Origin of the sequence: Chitinophaga sp. GbtcB8 (assembly GCF_019091455.1) — a bacterium.
GTDB lineage: Bacteria > Bacteroidota > Bacteroidia > Chitinophagales > Chitinophagaceae > Chitinophaga.
The window spans coordinates 729,656-748,345 of the sequence record NZ_JAGXJN010000001.1 but is presented as its reverse complement, the minus strand read 5'-3'; the positions used below and the strand labels follow the sequence as shown (position 1 = coordinate 748,345).

At 40.7% G+C, this 18,690-nt stretch carries 13 protein-coding genes; 6 read left to right on the top strand and 7 right to left on the bottom strand.

Annotated features, from left to right (window positions below; all coding sequences use genetic code 11):
* Positions 1-158 precede the first annotated feature (158 nt).
* Together KVT36_RS03060 and KVT36_RS03055 are read left to right on the top strand one after the other, a co-directional pair.
* Complete coding sequence (locus KVT36_RS03060; RefSeq protein WP_217602004.1) at positions 159-1,985, top strand: glycoside hydrolase family 2 protein; 1,827 nt, start codon at positions 159-161, stop codon at positions 1,983-1,985.
* 267 nt (positions 1,986-2,252) lie between these two features.
* A complete protein-coding gene (locus KVT36_RS03055) occupies positions 2,253-2,417 on the top strand; it encodes a DUF1801 domain-containing protein (RefSeq protein ID WP_217602003.1) in 165 nt (54 codons plus the stop codon).
* A gap of 77 nt (positions 2,418-2,494) precedes the next feature.
* Here KVT36_RS03055 and KVT36_RS03050 read toward each other — a convergent pair whose 3' ends face one another.
* The 3 genes from KVT36_RS03050 to KVT36_RS03040 are packed head-to-tail and all read right to left on the bottom strand — an operon-like array spanning position 2,495 to position 5,147.
* On the bottom strand, positions 2,495-2,884 hold the full coding sequence (locus KVT36_RS03050) for a hypothetical protein (protein ID WP_217602002.1): 390 nt from the start codon (positions 2,882-2,884) through the stop codon (positions 2,495-2,497).
* A 5-nt stretch (positions 2,885-2,889) separates the two neighbouring features.
* Positions 2,890-4,779, bottom strand: coding sequence for an RHS repeat domain-containing protein (locus tag KVT36_RS03045; RefSeq protein ID WP_217602001.1), 1,890 nt, complete (start codon positions 4,777-4,779; stop codon positions 2,890-2,892).
* Entirely contained in the window at positions 4,761-5,147 is a 387-nt protein-coding gene (locus KVT36_RS03040) for a hypothetical protein (RefSeq protein WP_217602000.1), read from the bottom strand. Before KVT36_RS03040 ends, KVT36_RS03045 begins: the two co-directional genes overlap by 19 nt.
* Positions 5,148-5,390: 243 nt before the next feature.
* Between KVT36_RS03040 and KVT36_RS03035 the strand changes: the two genes are divergently transcribed.
* The 4 genes from KVT36_RS03035 to KVT36_RS03020 all read left to right on the top strand — a co-directional run bounded on the left by KVT36_RS03035 (position 5,391) and on the right by KVT36_RS03020 (position 8,999).
* Positions 5,391-5,741: a helix-turn-helix domain-containing protein gene (locus tag KVT36_RS03035; protein WP_217601999.1), complete on the top strand. Its 351-nt coding sequence runs from the start codon at positions 5,391-5,393 to the stop codon at positions 5,739-5,741.
* A gap of 158 nt (positions 5,742-5,899) precedes the next feature.
* The gene (locus KVT36_RS03030) at positions 5,900-7,171 is read left to right on the top strand and encodes a toprim domain-containing protein (protein WP_217601998.1); all 1,272 of its coding nucleotides are present in this window, start codon (positions 5,900-5,902) and stop codon (positions 7,169-7,171) included.
* 224 nt (positions 7,172-7,395) lie between these two features.
* Positions 7,396-8,763 (top strand): site-specific integrase, encoded by a 1,368-nt coding sequence (locus KVT36_RS03025; protein ID WP_217601997.1) that lies wholly within the window; start codon positions 7,396-7,398, stop codon positions 8,761-8,763.
* Positions 8,764-8,774: 11 nt separating this feature from the next.
* Positions 8,775-8,999, top strand: coding sequence for a hypothetical protein (locus tag KVT36_RS03020; RefSeq protein ID WP_217601996.1), 225 nt, complete (start codon positions 8,775-8,777; stop codon positions 8,997-8,999).
* A 181-nt stretch (positions 9,000-9,180) separates the two neighbouring features.
* On the opposite strand, the gene KVT36_RS03015 is transcribed toward KVT36_RS03020, so the two are convergent.
* From KVT36_RS03015 to KVT36_RS03000, 4 genes are read right to left on the bottom strand one after another with little or no spacing between them, the layout of a single operon-like run.
* Entirely contained in the window at positions 9,181-14,292 is a 5,112-nt protein-coding gene (locus tag KVT36_RS03015) for a DEAD/DEAH box helicase (RefSeq protein ID WP_217601995.1), read from the bottom strand.
* Positions 14,289-15,182 carry a hypothetical protein gene (locus KVT36_RS03010; RefSeq protein ID WP_217601994.1) on the bottom strand — a complete coding sequence of 298 codons (894 nt, stop codon included), beginning with the start codon at positions 15,180-15,182 and terminating at the stop codon, positions 14,289-14,291. Before KVT36_RS03010 ends, KVT36_RS03015 begins: the two co-directional genes overlap by 4 nt.
* Entirely contained in the window at positions 15,179-16,903 is a 1,725-nt protein-coding gene (locus KVT36_RS03005; protein ID WP_217601993.1) for a hypothetical protein, read from the bottom strand. Before KVT36_RS03005 ends, KVT36_RS03010 begins: the two co-directional genes overlap by 4 nt.
* The gene (locus KVT36_RS03000) at positions 16,875-18,422 is read right to left on the bottom strand and encodes a hypothetical protein (protein ID WP_217601992.1); all 1,548 of its coding nucleotides are present in this window, start codon (positions 18,420-18,422) and stop codon (positions 16,875-16,877) included. Before KVT36_RS03000 ends, KVT36_RS03005 begins: the two co-directional genes overlap by 29 nt.
* Between the last annotated feature and the right edge of the window lie 268 nt (positions 18,423-18,690).

Genomic DNA, 18,690 nt, shown 5'->3' with positions numbered 1-18,690 from the left:
TATTTTAAGCTATTCCCTTATTTTGCTATCCTTTTCCATAATCAGGATATTCTTCTATTCCCTTTTTTTACTGATGCTAACCTGAGTAATACTAAAATAAAAACAAATAAATAAGCAAGTAAATAGATAATCGGGTTTGAAATAATTAAATTCACTTCATGACATCTGATAAATATTGTAGCACCTTATTGATCATCTTACTGATAACCGGGTATTTTAATGTTTCCGCACAGGATGCACAGCTGCCCACACCTTGGACAAACGACGCAATGCAGGCGTCCGTTCCGCTGTCAGAATACCCAAGGCCTCAGCTGCAACGGGACGAATGGATGTGCCTGAATGGAAAATGGGATTACTATGGTGGTGGTAAGGGAGCGCCTGTTGCCCTTCATCCGCAAGCGCCTGCCTCATTTGAGGGTGTTCATGAAAAAGTATTGGTACCCTATTGTCCCGAATCTTTTTTATCCGGTATCCGGCGGAAGCAGGAAATAAATATGTGGTACCAAAAAACATTTGAGCTACCGGCAGCCTGGAAAGGTAAACAGATCATCCTGCATTTTGGCGCAGTGGACCATAACACTACGGTGTTCATAAACGGGAAAAAGGCCGGAACCCATGAAGGAGGATACGATGCATTTAATTTCAACATCACCCCGTTTTTAAAAAGCGGTTCAAATACGCTCATTGTTGCGGCAAATGACCCGAATGACGGGAGAACACCCTCAGGGAAAAATGGCCCGCGGGGTGACTATACCTTTACTTCAGGCATATGGCAAACAGTGTGGCTGGAGCCGGTAAGCAGCAATTATATAAAAAACATCCGCTTACTTCCTGACGTTGACGGCCGGCGATTAAAAGTATTCGTTAACAGTGAAGGTGCAAATAAGATAGCAGCAGTGGCTTCCGATGGCCATAAAACCGTTTCCCAGGTTGACGCAGTGGCAGGCACTTATTTCTACCTGCCCATTGAAAAGCCTGTATTATGGTCGCTTGATACGCCCTTTCTTTATGATCTTAAGCTAACACTTTACAATTCCGATGGCAGTGTTGCGGATGAAGTAAAGAGCTATTTCGGAATGCGGGATATAAAGCTGGGTAAGCTGAACGGTGTTGTCAGGCCGCTTTTGAACGGAAAATTTGTTATGCAGCTGGGACTTCTGGACCAGGGTTACTGGCCGGATGGTGTATTGACAGCGCCGACCGAAGAAGCGCTGAAGTCTGATATTTCGTTCACAAAAAAAGCAGGGTACAATCTTATCAGAAAACATATGAAAACCGAACCGCAGCGTTTTTATTATTGGGCTGATAAACTGGGGCTGCTGGTTTGGCAGGACATGCCGGCTATCTGGTACCAGCATGAAGATACAGCTGTCACCCGGAAAGAGTTCCGCCAGGAGCTGAAAGCAATCATTGATGAACATTACAATTCACCCTCCATTATAACCTGGGTGCCCTTTAACGAGAACTGGGGCGCATTCGATGTTAAAGAAATAACTAATTGGGTGAAAGCATATGATCCCTCCCGGCTGGTGAACGGTAATTCAGGGTTTAATAATAATCCAGACTATCAAAAACCTTATGGCGATCCGGGAAACGGGGATTATGTAGATACTCATATTTATGTAGGACCCTACCACGCATCTGTACCGGATGATAAGCGTGCAGCATCATTGGGCGAATTTGGCGGTGTTGGATTGTTTACCCGCGGGCATATGTGGCCTGTTGAAAATAATGCGTATGCTTATGAGCCTACCCAGGCCGCACTTACAGACCGCTATGTTCTTTTACTAGAGCAGGTAGAGCAGCTTATGAAATACAGGGGCCTTAGCGTGGCCATTTACACACAAACAACAGATGTGGAGCATGAAGTTAATGGCCTGCTGACTTATGACAGGAAGGTTGAAAAGATGCAGGGGGAGAGGATAAGGGAGATTAACCAGGCGGTGATAGAGGAATCAAAAAAGATGAATGAGGGGGATCACTAGCAGCTTCCCTTGTCCCATAAGAATAGTATCCCTCGTTTAAAGAAATATCACATCGCTCGTATCGGGGGGATAACCGCTATGCAACTAAGCCGGATCACTTCCGGAAAATAATTCCGGGATTCTCAACATTTGTAAATTTTTTTGTCGGACCGTCCTTCTAATTTCGTCTTCACCTGGGGCCGAAAAGGTAAAGGACAGGCACCCGCATTGTCCTTTCTAATCCGATCAGGCAATACCGGCTATTGCCATCACATCAATTATCTTGTTATGACATCGAAAAAAGTAGACGATTTTCTTTCCGGACTCAATCATCCGCTGAAGCGGGAAATGCAGGCGATCCGGTCATTGATCATGGAGGTTGATCCTTCGATAACTGAAGAGGTAAAATGGGGCGGTCCCAGCTTCTACTACAAGGGTGACATTGCCACCTGAAAAGCGGAGAATACATATTGTTATAAGCGATAAGTAAAATACTTATCTCATCTCAGCAGGCCAAAAGATACTTAGACCTAATGTTTTGTATTTATGAATTCTTGATAACTATTAGTCTTCATAAATGAATCCCTATTCATAATACAGCCGTGATCATTATCAATAAGAATTTTTTTATCTAAAGGGATATTGCCTATAATCTGTTTAGCATTTTCAAATTCAAAATACATAAATAAGAACATATTAAAGGACTCAAATGAGTTATCGACAATCATTTTTTCTTCGTCTTCCATTAGCTCATAAAGAGTATTGTCTTTCTTTATTGAGATATGACTATACTTCTTCCGCGTGTCTTCATAAACTATTTCAGACACACCAGAATATTGAAAACTAAATGGTCCTTGATTAATTCTTATAAAATCAGCCAAATCAAATGATGTATCTGTTATTACTATTGCAAACTGCATATGCTTTATTGAGGAGTGACGTATTTGATTAAATCGTCAACATTTTTAAACACTTTTATGTTATTGCTCTTTAAGCTTTTTTCTACAGCGCCTCCTATATTAGGGCCGAATAATACTACCTCTTTTGTAGTACTAGGCTGGATTCTTTCCTTTATTTGTGCCAGTTTACCCTTTCCACTACCTCCAGTAACTTCAATAATATGCTTTTCAAGGACAATATCAAAATCTGTCACTGTTTTATTCGTAATAGGGTTTTTAATAATAGATTCAACTGCGTAGATTGATCCTGGGTTCGCTGATTCTATTGAATTTATGGTGGACTGCACTAGTGGATCTGAAGAAAAAAACTTTGGTTTTGTAAATAGAGATCTAAAACCACTTAGCAGATTTGCGTAGAATATACCATCTTGCGCCAGTGAGTTTCTATATGTATAATCCTCAGACTTATCAATTTGCTCTATCGCAAATCCTGCGTCCTTTGAATTTCCACTAAATAAGTTCTGTATAACAGCGTTATGAATAGTTCTTGTTGCTGCTTCGGATCTGGAATAAGCAGGCGCATGGTGTTTGAAAAAGTAATTAATGTTTTGATATGCTTTTTCCCATGTGCTTCTATTATAAGGATCCCCATCATCATAAGGATTTGAGGGAATATTTATATTATCTGGCAACTTCATTCCAAGGATAACATTAAGAAATGTTATCCTATAAATGTCCTCTGTGTTAACGATAAAACCGCCTGTATAAATTATTTGATTATTTTTTACTTCAACACTTACTGGCTCCAATCCATCCAAATCAATAAATTTGATTGGATTATTCCCCGCATATTGATAAGGTGAATACCATGGAAAATGTTTTTGCAGGGGATCAACCGACAGAAATCTTCCTATCCTGGGATCATAAATCCTCATTCCATAATCCTGCTGGTTTCCCTCTCCTTTGATTTCATTATCATTCTCCTTCCCATTAAACCCATAGCGGTACTTATTCCCTGTACTGTAGGTTCTTCCTGGCATTAATGCGCCAAACGGATAATAGTCGCTCGCATTTACCACATCCGCATTGTAATACTCTACTACACCATCCCCATTTTCATCTACCCCTTTCTTTTTATCGCTTATGGTAGCCATTACATTGCCCCGGTGATCTGTCAGCTCATACACCTTCTGCCCACGTATATAAGAAATGCTGTAGGCAAATCCGAGACCCGGTAAATATGAAATCTCCGAAGGCGCATCCTGGTAGGCATCCTTCAGCATATATTCCACCATTTGCTGATCAGGAACTATTAAACCGCTTATTTTGTGCTCAACAACATTTTGCTGTTCCTTCAGTTGAGACATGGCAAGTTGCAACTGCCGTTTGTTTTCCAACCGGTAAGTTTGTGTATATAAACTGGTATCCTGCCGGTTCAGCAGGCTCTCCACCTGCTGTGTGGCATCCAATACTTGCTGGCTTTGTAGCTCCAGCCAGCCCCGGTAAAGCAGGAATACATCCTCTTTGATTTTCACCAGGGTAGCGTATTTCTCCGGTTTCAGGGGCACGCTGTCTATCAGATGCTCTTGTCCGTTATAGACAAACATTTTCTGCGGTTTTTGTTTGTATAACACTATTTTGGCAGCCGAGCCGAACAGATAAGTATTATGGTAGGTAGTTGTATCCCTTTTTCTGACCATTTTACCGGCAAGGGATTTACGGAGCAGAAAGCTATCGTTGCGGAGCAAATGAGCAGGAGACCTACTATCAAACAGATACAATTGCAGGCATTGTTTTTTTATCAAACTTTCTATAGCCATTACCTTTTGCAAGGTACTTGCGGCAGACTTTACCGGAAGTGAACTATATACTACCTGCCGGTTATGGAAAGTATCCTTCAAGGCTGCGTTACCCAACTGCCGGAATTGTGACTCCGCATTTTCCAGGTAAGAAAGGTTCTCCAGGCAAAAATCTTTATAAAAGTCAAAAGGATCGAGGGTCTTGGAAATGATATGGTATACTCAATATCAAGTAATTGTGCCGAATCATAGGCGCTGCCATGACAGGTGAACAATGTGAGCGTTTTGCGATTTCTATCCAGCACCGCCATGTTTACATACCTGCTTGCATCTTTTCTGCCGGATATAACAAGGCCGGGCTGTCCGGCAGCTGCTTGTTTCAAAAGCGGATCAACGCGGGAATCGTGTAATATGTCTGTTTGGGCTTGGCTATTTTGATAAATAATGGAAAAGAACAGGACAATAAAGTGGGATAACTTTTTCATGGTACAGGGGGACTAAATGATTGATTCTTAGATGGTAATTTTTTTGCCTCAAATATAAAATAATAATCATCATATAGGAGCTAAATAACTATCAAAACATATTGCTTGTTTTCAGTGCAGAATTTACCTTGTTCAAGAAAAAAGATGGCTGTTTTACCCTCGTTTTAGTTAACCCCAAATTCGTTGGGGTTTGTTTTCCTCTCCTACACAGGCTCATATTTGTGGTAACTAAATGGAATTACCATGCAAAATTTGTTTTTTCCACAGGAGGAAGATTTTAGGCGGTGGATGCAGGAAAGCCTGCGGGAAGAATTAGCCACTGCCGTTAGCCAGCTTAAGCAGGAGCCAAGACCAGAAGATGAACCCTTGCTCTCCCGGCGGCAGATTGCCGAAATACTGGATATTTCCCTGGTGACCCTCACAGACTGGATGAAAAAAGGATTCCCCTACTTACGTCAGGAAGGCAGGGTATATTTCCTTAAGTCGGAAGTTATGCAGTACATGCGCCATAAGAAAAAACGCTCTCCAATTATTCATTCCAAGAATAATAAGCAGATGCCCAAGGAGGAACGCAAAGGTTACCCTGAAGATTGACGGACAGCAGCTACCCGTCTACGAAGATACTACATGCTGCCTTGCCACCCATCCGCGAACAAAAAACGGCCTTTGCCCAATGTGTGATTGCTATCTGTTAGCAATTGTTTACAAGCCGTTTTTGTATATACTTAATTGTGAACCTGAAAAACGAGTGTATGAAAAAACTAACATGTGCAGAGGCAAAACAGATTGATTTGGTAGATTACCTGGCTTCATTGGGCCATCAACCCCAAAAGGTAAGGAACCAGGATTATTGGTATTTATCCCCATTCCGGGAGGAAAAAACGTCGTCCTTTAAAGTAAACCGGCAGCTAAATATATGGTACGACCACGGAACCGGGAAGGGCGGTAACCTGGTAAACTTTGGAACCCTTTATTTCAATTGTACGGTTGGCGACCTGCTGAATCGCTTATCGCAGCAGCAATCCGGTCTGGCTTTTTCTTTTCATCCGCTCACTATTTCGGGCAGTCAGCATCCTGCCCCGGTTTCTTTTGCTGGTGAAAAGAAAGATAACCCCGAAAGCAAGATTGTCATTTGTGATACCCGTTCCCTTGGGGAACAACCCCTGCTGGATTACCTGGAAAAAAGAAGTATCCCTCCGGAAATTGCCAGCCGGTTTTGCCAAGAGGTAGACTTTCTTTTGTATGGAAAGAAGCATACCGTTATCGGTTTTCCCAACAATGCCGGAGGATATGAGCTGCGCAACGAATACTTTAAAGGCAGTAGTTCCCCTAAAGATGTTACCCTACAACAAGGCAAACGGTCTGATGATCTTGTAGTATTCGAGGGCTTTTTTAGCTTCCTGTCTTTCCAAACTATCAACCGCAATATGGAGGCCCCACTGTCAAATTGCCTTGTGCTTAATTCCCTTTCTTTCTTTGAAAAGAGTCGCCCACTGATGGAAGAATACAAACAAATTCATTTGACTTTAGACCGGGACGCAGCAGGCATTAACAACACCCGGAAGGCTTTGGAATGGAACATCGGCAAACAGGATAAATATATAGACCGGAGTGAGTTCTACAAAGGCCACAAGGATTTAAACGACTGGCTAATGCTCAAAGAAGAAATTACAGCCGCAGAATACCGGGAAATAAAAGCAGAGTACCAGCCCGAAATAAACTCCCTGGAGGCACAATTATCGAACACTCCGGCTCAGAGAAGCAAAATAGATGATATAGTAAATAAAGCAGTAGACAATGTTTCCAGGCTGGATTACCTGTTTGAAAATGCAACGATTACTGAGAAACGTGAAATCGTGTGTTCGATATACCCCGAAAAATTGACTTTTGACGGATTCAATTATCGAACACCCCGCCTCAACGAAGCCGTTCGCCTGATATGTAGTCTGGACACGGCCTTTCAGGGAATAAAAAAGGGACATTCCAGTAATATTTCTGAAATGTCCCCGAAGGTGACCCCGTAGGGACTCGAACCCTAGACCCGCTGATTAAGAGTCGCTATAAATGCTTAATCTATTTTATCCGGGTTTAATCGAATTTTGCTGTAACCCTTTTCCATGCTGCGTTTCAAAGAGATTGCTTATTTTCGTTGTAGTCTTCTTTCAAGTGTTTAACTGATGTTTGTTTGCAAACTTGTTTGCAAATTTTGAAGAAGTAAGGCATTGTGTAACGGTAAAACATTTCAGTTATGTCAGCTACGTTAGCAATCATTCTGGATAGTCGCAGAATGAAAAAGAAAATTAGTAAGTACCCAATTAAGTTACGGGTAATCTTTGACCGCTTACCGCGGTATTATCCGACTGTCATCGATTTGTCAGAGACGGATTTTAATAAACTACCAGCTCCGCATTTAAGTACAGGATTACAGGACATAAAGGAACAATTGGACAAAATTAAAGTAGAAGCCAGGGAGGCGGTGAAAGCTATACAACCATTCAGTTTTGATGTTTTTGAAAGGGAGTTCATTTTGGGCAACCCATTATTTATTCAAAAATCTTCTAAATTATTAAAACTTATCCCTTGCACCTTGACCGCTCCTGCCTCAAGTGAGCTTCCTGAATCTTTGAAAAAGAAATATTCAATATTTGCTGAAGACCATACGACTCCTGGCACTATCTCTATTGTTTATAGGTTCCTGGTTGAGAAATTATTGCTGGAAGAACGTATTGGTACTGCAAAGAGTAATAATCTAAGTTATCAGTCCTTAAAGAACTTTAGAGGTAACTTAAGGTTCCAGGATATTACGGTAAGCTACTTACACCAGTACGAAAGATGGATGCTAAATAAGGGGAGCAGCAAAACCACTATAGGTATGTATCTACGCGCCTTACGGGCAGTATTTAATGAAGCTATTGCCCAAAAGATTATTAAGAAGGATGAATGTTACCCCTTTGGGCGACGCTTATACCGTATCCCTACCGGCAGAAATATTAAGAAAGCCCTTGAACTGCCTGAAATCCAGAAAATATATAATCATCTACCAGAAACGGAAAGCGAACTGAAGGCCAGAGATTTTTGGCTATTTAGCTACTTTGGCAATGGTATGAATGTAAAGGATATTGCCTTGTTAAAATATAAAGATGTCAAAGGAGATTACCTTGCTTTTATCCGGGCAAAAACTGAAAGGACTACCCGTGAAGATCCTAAACCGGTTGTAGTTTATATTACAGAGGACATGCACCGTATTATGGAACGGTGGGGTAATACTGATAAAGATGCGGAAAATTATATCTTCCCTATACTCACCCCCGGAATGACTGCGCAGGAACAATACGATAACATTCAATTATTTATTAAATTTATTAATAAGTGGATGAACCGTATTAAGGGATTAATTAATATAGATAAAAAAGTAACCACCATTGTAACCCGACATTCATTTTCCAGCGTATTGAAACGTTCAGGAGCCAGTACGGAATTTATTCAGGAAGCATTAGGGCATACAGACAAAAAGACGACAGAGAATTACCTGGATAGTTTTGAAGATGAAACCAAGCGGCAGTTTGCAGAGAAATTATCTGCTTTTAAACAGTTACCCATATCAGAAGCATCATAATCCTCTCAGTTATGAAAACAGAAATATGGCAAGATGCCAAACAGGCAATTACGATTTTGGGGGCAAAGACGCGCCGTGTCTGGAAGATTTCTTTTCAGGGGAAAAAAGCTACTGCCCCTTTCTATCAATTTACTGAAGACTTTCGATTATCTGAAAGTCCCTATATAATCCATTTTACAAGATTTACTAACAACCCTTTGGAATTTTTGTACTATTCCAAAGGGTTGTTTGAGTGAGGTAGATTTCCTTTTTTTAACTAGACGATAGATTCAACGGCTCATCATCTACTCCACCAATACCACCTGACGTCAGTAAGCCTCAATCGTTCATGGAATTTACTTTTTATGATTACTCGACCACTGGGATATAGTCTCCATCGAAACAGACTACTATCAAAATCAACTTTATGAATAGTTGCTAATATCTTGCCTTCGCAACAGCATTCATAATATTTAGGAGTTTTACAGGTCCATCAATGGAAGCTGGAATGTTGTCCAATTTATGGTCGTTCCAAAAAGGATGTGTTAGCACAAATTTATTTTTGTCAGTAGCAATTACGCGATAACCGTTGATGAGCATCCTTCTCCCAGACAATTTATTCTCTAAAGTTTTAAGTAATACGTTATCTAGGTAATGTCCCCAATGTGCAGCAGTAAAATCCAGTACTGCATTTTTATCATTGGCTATGGTGGCCACATCCAGTGCCATTCTCCAGTTAAGCAGGCTGTGATGTTGTTGATTGTAATAATCTCTAAGGCAATCATAACAGGAAGATCCACATCTATCAGCATGCTCATTCTTCATAAGTATCTCTTCATACACTCTTCCCTCCGGTAGGAGGAACTTAATAAATACTTCTTCAGCTATCTCTGGATCTGTAGTGCCGTTTAAATAATTGCAATATCCGGCTCCATTATCGGCCTTTTCTACTATATATGCTTCCGGCTTGCGTGTAACTGGCGCGACCCTGAAACCTACATCAAATTCGTTGGTTTCAATATCAAGCCTATCGCAGATAGCCTTTCGTATTAGGAATGCCCAAGATAAAAAGGCTGCCCTATGATAATGATTCAAGCCGTCTAAATGATAATTTTCAAATTCTTGGTTAATAGACAAAGTAATAACTCCTGTGTGACGAGAAGACACAAGTGCATAATTATCTTCATGAAGCAGGCTTATTCTTCTTTGCAAAAGATCGCCTACAACCCATCGGCCACTACTGCGGATTTGCCCTAATCGAAACATATTACCTTGGTTATCATTGATCTGGTGAACAATACCATCCGATGGCACTTTATTAGATTTCAGGCAAAGGTTATGAAGTATCACCTCGTGCAAAAGATTGGAATCAGGGTCAAGGGTCACTAACCCGCTTCTGGGTGACCATTCGAACCTTCCCTCAAAATCTCGCGGTGCACTCTCAAAATCAAGGCAAAAGCCCAGGGGTGAGCAAGCCTTGATTATTTGGAGAGAAGAATTGCAAATCCGGCATAGCTGACCTTCGACAACATTTGAATATATTGTTCTGCAATCTGCATTCATACATTTTTGTAACCCATGTTCAAGTACGCCCCTTCCATCGACTTCAACAGGATGAAAACCCTCACCAGGAAGATAGTGTACTAGCCCTACGGGAACCAAGATTTTTTTGTCTTTAATAACTTCACTGCCAGGCGCGAATTCAGAAATAGCGATATCAAGATCTCTGTCAATGGCATTGTCGGGAGGTAATTGAGTGGCGCGACTCTCATAAAGAATACGACTATTTGTCGGAAAACCAAACATTGGAAGAAGACCTGCATTGGCAAGCCTTTCACTTAATGCAAGCTGGGTGTAATCACGGGTATTGTTTACTACTTCATCAATGGATAATACGAGAGTATTTCTCAATTTCTGGTAGATATGATCGTCAGTTTCTGCAATGAAAGTACCTCTCTTAAGATGCCTGATAACATCCAGTATTTCGGACTCGTGATCCTCAATCCAGCGTTGAACAGTTTGCCGATAATTCGACCACTTGTTATATTTCCCGAACTCTCCATGTACATTATCGATAATCTCATCCTCAAAAAGTTCAAAACTGTTGAAGGCTAGTTTGAGTACTTGTTTGTTGAGCATCCGCATCAGAATTTCAACACGTTCAAGATCAAGGTAAGGATCCGCGGGTGTACTTGAGACTATTCGTTTTGACTGTGCATAGTGGGTCTGATCATGACTATTACCCCTTGCAACACATAGGGCCATCGAAAAAGGCTTCCCCCTTCTGCCTGCGCGCCCTACACGTTGCTGATAGTTAAATCGTTGAGGAGGGACATTGCCCATCATAACAGCAGTAAGGGATCCAATGTCAACACCTGCTTCCATGGTCGTCGTGACGCTTAAAAGATCAATTTCTTCGACTTTCTGAACTTCTCCTTCAGTAACCCGTCCTTGAAAAAGCCGCTGTCGTTTCTTTGCATCTTCCTTGTCAGTCTGTCCAGTCAGTTCTTCGCAATGAAGACGAAATGGAGAGCTCGTGCGGGCAAGATGGGCAAGGTAGATATAATAGTTGTCAAGATTCTCAAGTTCCTTTTGTAACAATGTGTCCCGTTTATCCAATTCCTTGTTACAATTACTACATATACCGGCACTTGGCTGCAAATGAACAATACCACAAATCTTACATTTCCATACATTATCTCCAACAGTAGCCGGGATAAATACTAGGCCCCGTCCCGTCAGTAAAATTGATGTTCTTGAAACGATGACACCATTCCTTGCCAAGAAATCAACTATGTCTTCACGAATCTCCTCAGGAAAATTCCACCCACTGAATTTGAAAACCTGCCTGGCATATCTCCACATTTTCATTGGGAAACCATCTGCTGTGTTTCTGTAATAGCCTTCAATCCGCCATGATTCTCCAAGAATGCGGATAGTAGTATTTATAAATTCCCTTATTATTTGATTGGGGTGTTGAGCCTCAGCTTCGATCCTTCCCTGGACCAAAGACTCAAGTGACCTTTTGTTATGGGCGAAAAGAGTAACAAGTATCTCCTTTCTTGCGGCTAACAGTATCCTGATTCGGAGATCTCTTTCCAAAACCCCCTCATGTAATAAGCTAAAAACAGGTTGTGAAAAATCAAAGCTCTTTGTCCAGTTTTCATTGATAGATGGTTGTGGACCACCTGGATTTATACCAAGTTCAAATAACTTATTGATAACATCAGATTCAATGCGTTCAACCTTAACAACATTTTTTGCATTGAGAAATTCATTGATTTCGGAGACATATTCTGTATCACCGAATGCACGATAATCTTCAATTTTCTCAATGATAGTTTTATAAGTCTGACTACCTCGCAGTTGCTTGTATAAGCCTTTTTCATCAGCGGTCATCGTCTCAGGCGACACAAAACGTTTTTTCAAAATATCCTTTTCACCTGATCTTAATTCCAGGTTGTTAAGCAGGATCGCCCTGAAAGTATCCCTGTAATGATCTATCTCAATGCCTGCTGAAAGCTTTGCAGCGGCAGACCTACTGTCCGAAAATAGCACCAGTTTAGGCTTGTCTGAATCCGTTGAGAACTTTTTGATGGCGTACATCAGTGAGTCTGCCATTAACTGGTTCACCTTTTGTACACCGGTATAATGTCGTTGAATAGGGGTAAGGCCACTTGAACTATTTTCACTATAGTCACAATTATAGCAGTGATGAGGATATTGCTGTGAATAATCTCTTTCAGGCACATACATCAACATCTTACCAATTGAGGTTCGCCTAAAAGAGCCATCTTTAAAATCGAAGTCACATTCTTTCCACCGGTCGCTCCTTTTATCCTCCACCGGATAAATCGTAAAGTAACGGTTTGTATCCTGAAAAATATCCTTTTCAATAGACAGGAAATGCCCCTCCTCTTCTACTTTTTCCCATCCTCCCAGATATATTTCACCACATTGTCTGCAAACCACCATTTCAAGGACAACACAGCCGCATCGACATATTGCCTGGGGGTTCCGATATAGTTTGCCGACGGTTCTTCCCTCAAATCGGTAAGCCTCAGGAACCTCACTGCAGTTTGGATTCGTACAAGCCCAAATCCCTTCTATATTTCTGAAAAAAAAGTGCGCCCTCACCGGTTGCTTACTATCATTCTTTTCATTTTTTAAGTGGCTGAGTCCAACCAACAGACCTTCAAGTGCATCCATTGCATACTGAGTATCTCCAAAAAGAGATTCCGCAATCGCTCTGCTTTCCATCGCCCTCAATACGAGGCTTTGAAGACGCGGTATGACCTGGTCTTTTTCAAAAATTGCAGCAATCTGTAATTCAGGAACAGTATCTTCTTTCATCGATCGGTACAGCGCAGCATCCAACAATGAAATCGGGGTATAGTGATTCTTGGGCTCGTCGCCGATTATAACAAACTTTTGATCATAGGAAGATTCTTGGAGCCCGAAAAAACCAGTAAGAAATTTCCTTGATCGGCTTGTTGGTTGCATAGAAGCACTTGAACACAGAAACTGGACCTGGTTCGAATCTGCCGCGAGGCCAAGCCGCAGTAGAAGCAATTTTACTAGATAGGATACTTCTGTTCCTGCTGTCCCCCGGTAAGAATGCAATTCATCTATTACTAAGTGAAATATGTTATTTGGATCTGACTCAAGCCATGTACGTGTTAAATCAAAAATATCGTTTTCATGCTGCCGCATGAGCATTATATTGAGCATAGAATAGTTGGTAACAAGTATATCAGGAGGAGTTGCCTGCATTGTCCACCGGTCCCAGTATTCCGCATTTATACCTGGATCCATGTTAGGGAGATCATAAAGGTAGTCTTCATCCATTTTGTTATTAGCATACTGTTTCGCTGCCGCCCATTCTCTGGAAAGGCTGCTAGCCTCCGTCTTGAGTCGGGTGATTTTTGAAGCAGTCTTGCGGCCACTAATCGGGGTAATTCCGGTGTATCTCCCAAAACTGATACGCTGTCCGTCGAGTTGACGATCTAAAAATTCTATTGCTGTTGAATTGCTTAATCCTTTTCTCAATCTTCTCATCTGATCTTCGGCCAACGCATTCAAAGGGTAAAGAATCAGACCGCGAACTGCATGTAGCTTTCTTGTCCCCCTATTTTTCTTTTCGTTAAAGATGTCGTACAACAGTGGAAATAAAAAGCATTCCGTTTTCCCTGAGCCCGTGCCAGTTGTAGCCACCATATGTTTCCTGTTTACAAGGGCTTCCTGCATTGCCCTAAACTGGTGCATATATACTTTGCTTTCCTGTCCATGCCTATCTGGAAAAAATCCCTTCCTTGCAAATATTGCAAAAAGTGGATCAAGATGAAGTTTCTGACAGGCTTCTGATAGAGTATACTGCTCATCGTACCGAGGTACAAGCTCGATGATAGGTTCCTTACAAATGGCCTCCGGCTCCATTAACAAATCCTTTCGCTCGTTTTCCAGCGGTTTATATTTAAGTGGGATACCGGTATCAATGTATTTTAAGTAGATATTACGTAATTCCTTCCAGATTTCAAACGGGTTATTCATATTATTTGAATTGCGTTGTGAAAGACATTGTTTACTAAGGCAAACTCTTTACTATCTATATGATAAATCCTATTGGCAACATCAGCACCGGGATAATCTGAAAACAACGTATTAATAGAAAGCATACGTTCTAAAATGACCGGAAAGAAATGTGTTTGTATAGTAAGCAACTGCAACTGCTTTGAGTAACTGATGCCCAATTCACAGGCATTTTGAATGCGGCTTAAAAGTACGGCAAGTGAAAAACCATCAAATTGTTTCTTTCGTTCGGGAATTGTCTTGCATTCTCCCCCAGATAACATTATGAATTTCCTTGCAAAAGTTTTCTCCGACTTTTTGTACACACCTGGTAAAACTGCTTGCTTGTTTATTTTTATCCATGAATAGGAGGCATTGAACTGAAAGAACCCCGAAGCATCGATGATTTGTTCTTGATTCCAAAGATGGATTAACTTAGCAATTGTTGGAACAAGGCTTAATAACCGGCATAATTCAAATCGCACCAAAGGAATTTTATATTCTTTGCAGGAGTCAACTACCACCGGGGAATGCTTATATAAAGAAATTCCAGGAAGAATTTCAGGAAGTTTGAAAGACTGTAGAGTATCATCCATGGCGGTTGGCACATGGCACACCAGGACTTTTCCATGATGATATATTGCAGCTGTTGGCGACAAACGAAAACGATTATCCCCATAATACTCGACTATTCCCCATCTTAGCAGGGGATAAAAAACGTTATAAACAGCATATCTTGCCTCATCGGGAGAAAAAATTGTAGTAAGCGCTCTTTTGCAGGTTTTTTCAATACTCTGATAAGAGTGGAATTTATCCGGTTCAAAATAGAACCACTGCAAAAGACCTTCTATTATGTTGAGACGGCTGGTCATGCAAAAAACACATTAATAGAAACAGAGAATTCAAAATCATGCCCGATCAATGCCTGTAAAGGCAGGTAACGGTCGTCCTTACCCAACTCGCAGTTGATATTCGCAAATATTGGTATAGCACCCCAGTCCCTGAAACTGTGTGCCAGAAGCGGTATACCAAATTCAGTTTCTCCATTTTTTTCAATCGGGACACCAAAAATCCAAAGATTTTGAGGCCAACATGTCTGAAGGCCAGGTAGGGTGTTACGGATACCTGCGATCAAATCCATCATTGGCCTTGCGTAACACTCAATAGCGGCCATATTGATATCTTCAAGTAATAGAAAATGAATGATATCAGGATTATTATGGGCAGACTGCCAACATTGTTTCAAACCATTGTCATAAAAGGATTCGAACTTGATCCAATCTGCTTCAACCTGCTGGATAAAAAGATTGCAGTTATTGGAATTCATTGCAATAAGCCTGATAAACATTGGATTGGCACAAAGAAGTGCCCGTTTATCACGAAGCTGAAAAAGTGCCTTTTTCCCTTCTCCTGGTCCCAAATCCCCGTCCTCGAACAGAGACTTATAAGTGCTTATGAAGGTAGAGAGGTCATTAAATGCCTGCTTTCTTTTTTGGTAAGATTGTATCTCAAAAGTGAACAATTTCTTTTCGGAAGCAGTATTGGGTATGATTTCAGGAGTTGTTTCAGCCAACGCGCTCCTTATTTTGATATCTTTAATGAGACGAATTCTGTTGCTTTCAAGAAAATCAACTTCATTTGAGAGCTCTTCTTTTTGGGCTAAAATGGTTTCGAGTTCAAGCTGTAATTGTTTGTTTGCCTGTGTCAATCGACTACATTCCACTTGAATTTGGACCCGTTCCTTTTCATAGGGCTCTATTTCTTCTGCTTTAAGTTCATCGCGGAGATGTTGCAGTGAGTTTGTAAAAATTTCTGCTAATGTTGTTGATGTTCGTGATAACAGTTCCAATTCCTGTCGGGTCAAAAGCAAGCTTTCAGTAAGCTTCTTTATCCTAGCAAATTTTGCACTGTCAAGATCAGCTATTTCAGCTTGGTCAAGTTGTTGCAGAAGCTGTTGAATTTCTTGCGAAGGAAGTGTCAGGGATTTTAAATTCTTTTTGAACCAAGATACAAGTTCTGCTGGTCTGCTGCAATCAATCCTTGCAACAATTTCTGTTGGCTTTTCCAGGAGGTACAACTTATCCGCGATTGCGATGATAGGTGGTATCTTGTCAAAACGATGCACTTTGGTATCTGTTATGGGAATCACTTCGTTGCCTGAAAGCTTAAATGGCCCATATACTTTTGAATAATTCTGGATGTAAAAATTCCCCGTTGCCTCAGTTATAAACATTTTTAATCTTACCTGGTCTAATGCCAGTGGATTATCAAGTATATCCTCGTCAATCCGGAATAACTCGGTCCCAGCTGTCTTGATGGGAACTTTAACATCAAGCCTCATTTCATCCGGGCCGTTTGGTGAATCGAAAGGCAAAGTCGAAAATTCCAGGAGATCGCCTACTTTATAATCGTCTTCAGAAAACAGGTTCGGTGCGAAAACGTACCCTGCCGATGGAAATTCAGTCTTTATTTCATTCTCATCGTAAATGTAAACACCGTCTCTTTTAAAAGCCAAAATCCTAATACGGGCATTATACTCTCCCCGTATCATTTCAATAACGCCCTTAACGTTTGAATGTTTTTTTATTCGCATATGAAAGGGGGGTTAAAATTAAATTTTGATCCCGGTCAATTTTGTTAACCTTTTTTGCCAAATTTGCGTTAATCCAAGCACGAATTGGATGCTGTGCCGGTGTATCCGTTAAGTAAAACATACAACCTTCCAGCATTGGATGCTCGGTTACTGTCAAGGAATGAAAATCCCAACCTTCGAGCAAAGGGGCAATGCTTTGGAAGGAATTGACATTCATAATTGAAAACCTAACATCACGATAATGGGTTACCCGCACTTTATAATCTCCAGGAAGCGCGGTTTGAGGATCATATTCTACCGGCCTATTTTCAAATAGCACATTGAATTTTTCACGATAATCAATCCGTGGACCAAAACCAGTTAGAAAAAGATTGGCCCGGCCAAGCTTGATACCTCCCGATAGGAATACTGGATTTACGTGGTAAAAATATCCCTGCAGCGGATGCGAATTTCCTATTGACAGAAGTGAATAACAAAACAAAGTTCGACTAGGTGCAAGTAGGTATTTAGATGAAGCATGTTTCTCAAGAAAATCATATTCTTTAGCCTTAAACGTTCGATCAACCAGCAGGTAAGTTATGGCATTAAGGTAAAGAAATCGCGAGTGCTCGTAATCAGTTTCATAATCCGGAACTGGATTAAAGAGCAGAATACCGCGGTGAAAATAATGGCATCCTGGAAGAGTGAAAACCTCATCAATCTGAATTGCCTTCTTTTTGAAAAAGAAATCATGCTGTCCATGGTCAATCATCAGGATCAAATCCCCCACCTGTTTGTCTTCTGCTTTGGAAATGTTTCTTATCTTATAAGTTCCCTTCCGTTGCTTTCGAATTACTTCTCCCGACCATGACTGAAAGTAATTAAATAGCTGCTCATAACATCTCTCCTGCTTTAAAGGGTCACTTAACAGTTTTTCAGCCCGTGGAGATATGGTCCTTGGAAACCATTCTTTTAGTTTCTTCCTAAAAAAATCAAAGGGAATATCTTCTTCAGGCAGAAAATGCTCGGCAAAAAAAACCGTAAAATCTTTGAGATCTTCAGTTTTAAGAAGCAACTGAGACAGCGGATATTGGACATAACGACCTGCAAATGTCTTACGACTTGGGATTTCAAGTCTAAGACCAAAACGATGCTCCAAAAATTGTTTGGCATCGTACCATATTTTTTCCTGGATGGTTTGTGTACCAAAAGGTGCTTTGAATAATAGATGCAAATCTATTTTCGGCTCAATTAACTTTTTGAGTCGAAACTTATAGGCTCTTTCAGTAACCTCATCTCCGTCTTCCATCAAGGTTGCCGCAAAACATTGTAACGCAATTAACCCAAAATAACGTGGTACATCATTTCCATTTTCAGCGAGCGATGTCCAATCGGCCTTTAATATTTCAAATGAGCCGACTTCAGTTGGGGCAATTAACAAGGCAAATTCGCTTTCGTCAAGGGAAAAAGAACAAAAACTAGTTTTCGCACGTTGTGTATAAAATGTTAGGGCTTTACTATTAAAATCGTAATAACTCATATCCTGGAGAATAATGAATAATTAAAAGAGTTTCGAACTTGGGGTATATGTAATGCTTGACAACCATGGGAGAAACAACCATTGATTATTTGCTAGGTTTAGGGTAATAAAAATGCATCTGAACTTTTTAAATATAAGAATATTTTTGTTAATCGTTAAATTTTATAGTTGTATATATTTTTTTTTATTATAAATTGACACTTTCTGGTAAGTTAACCCGCCAAAAGGATTCTGTGCAATTTCCGAACGGGGCTGATTTTCGAAAAAT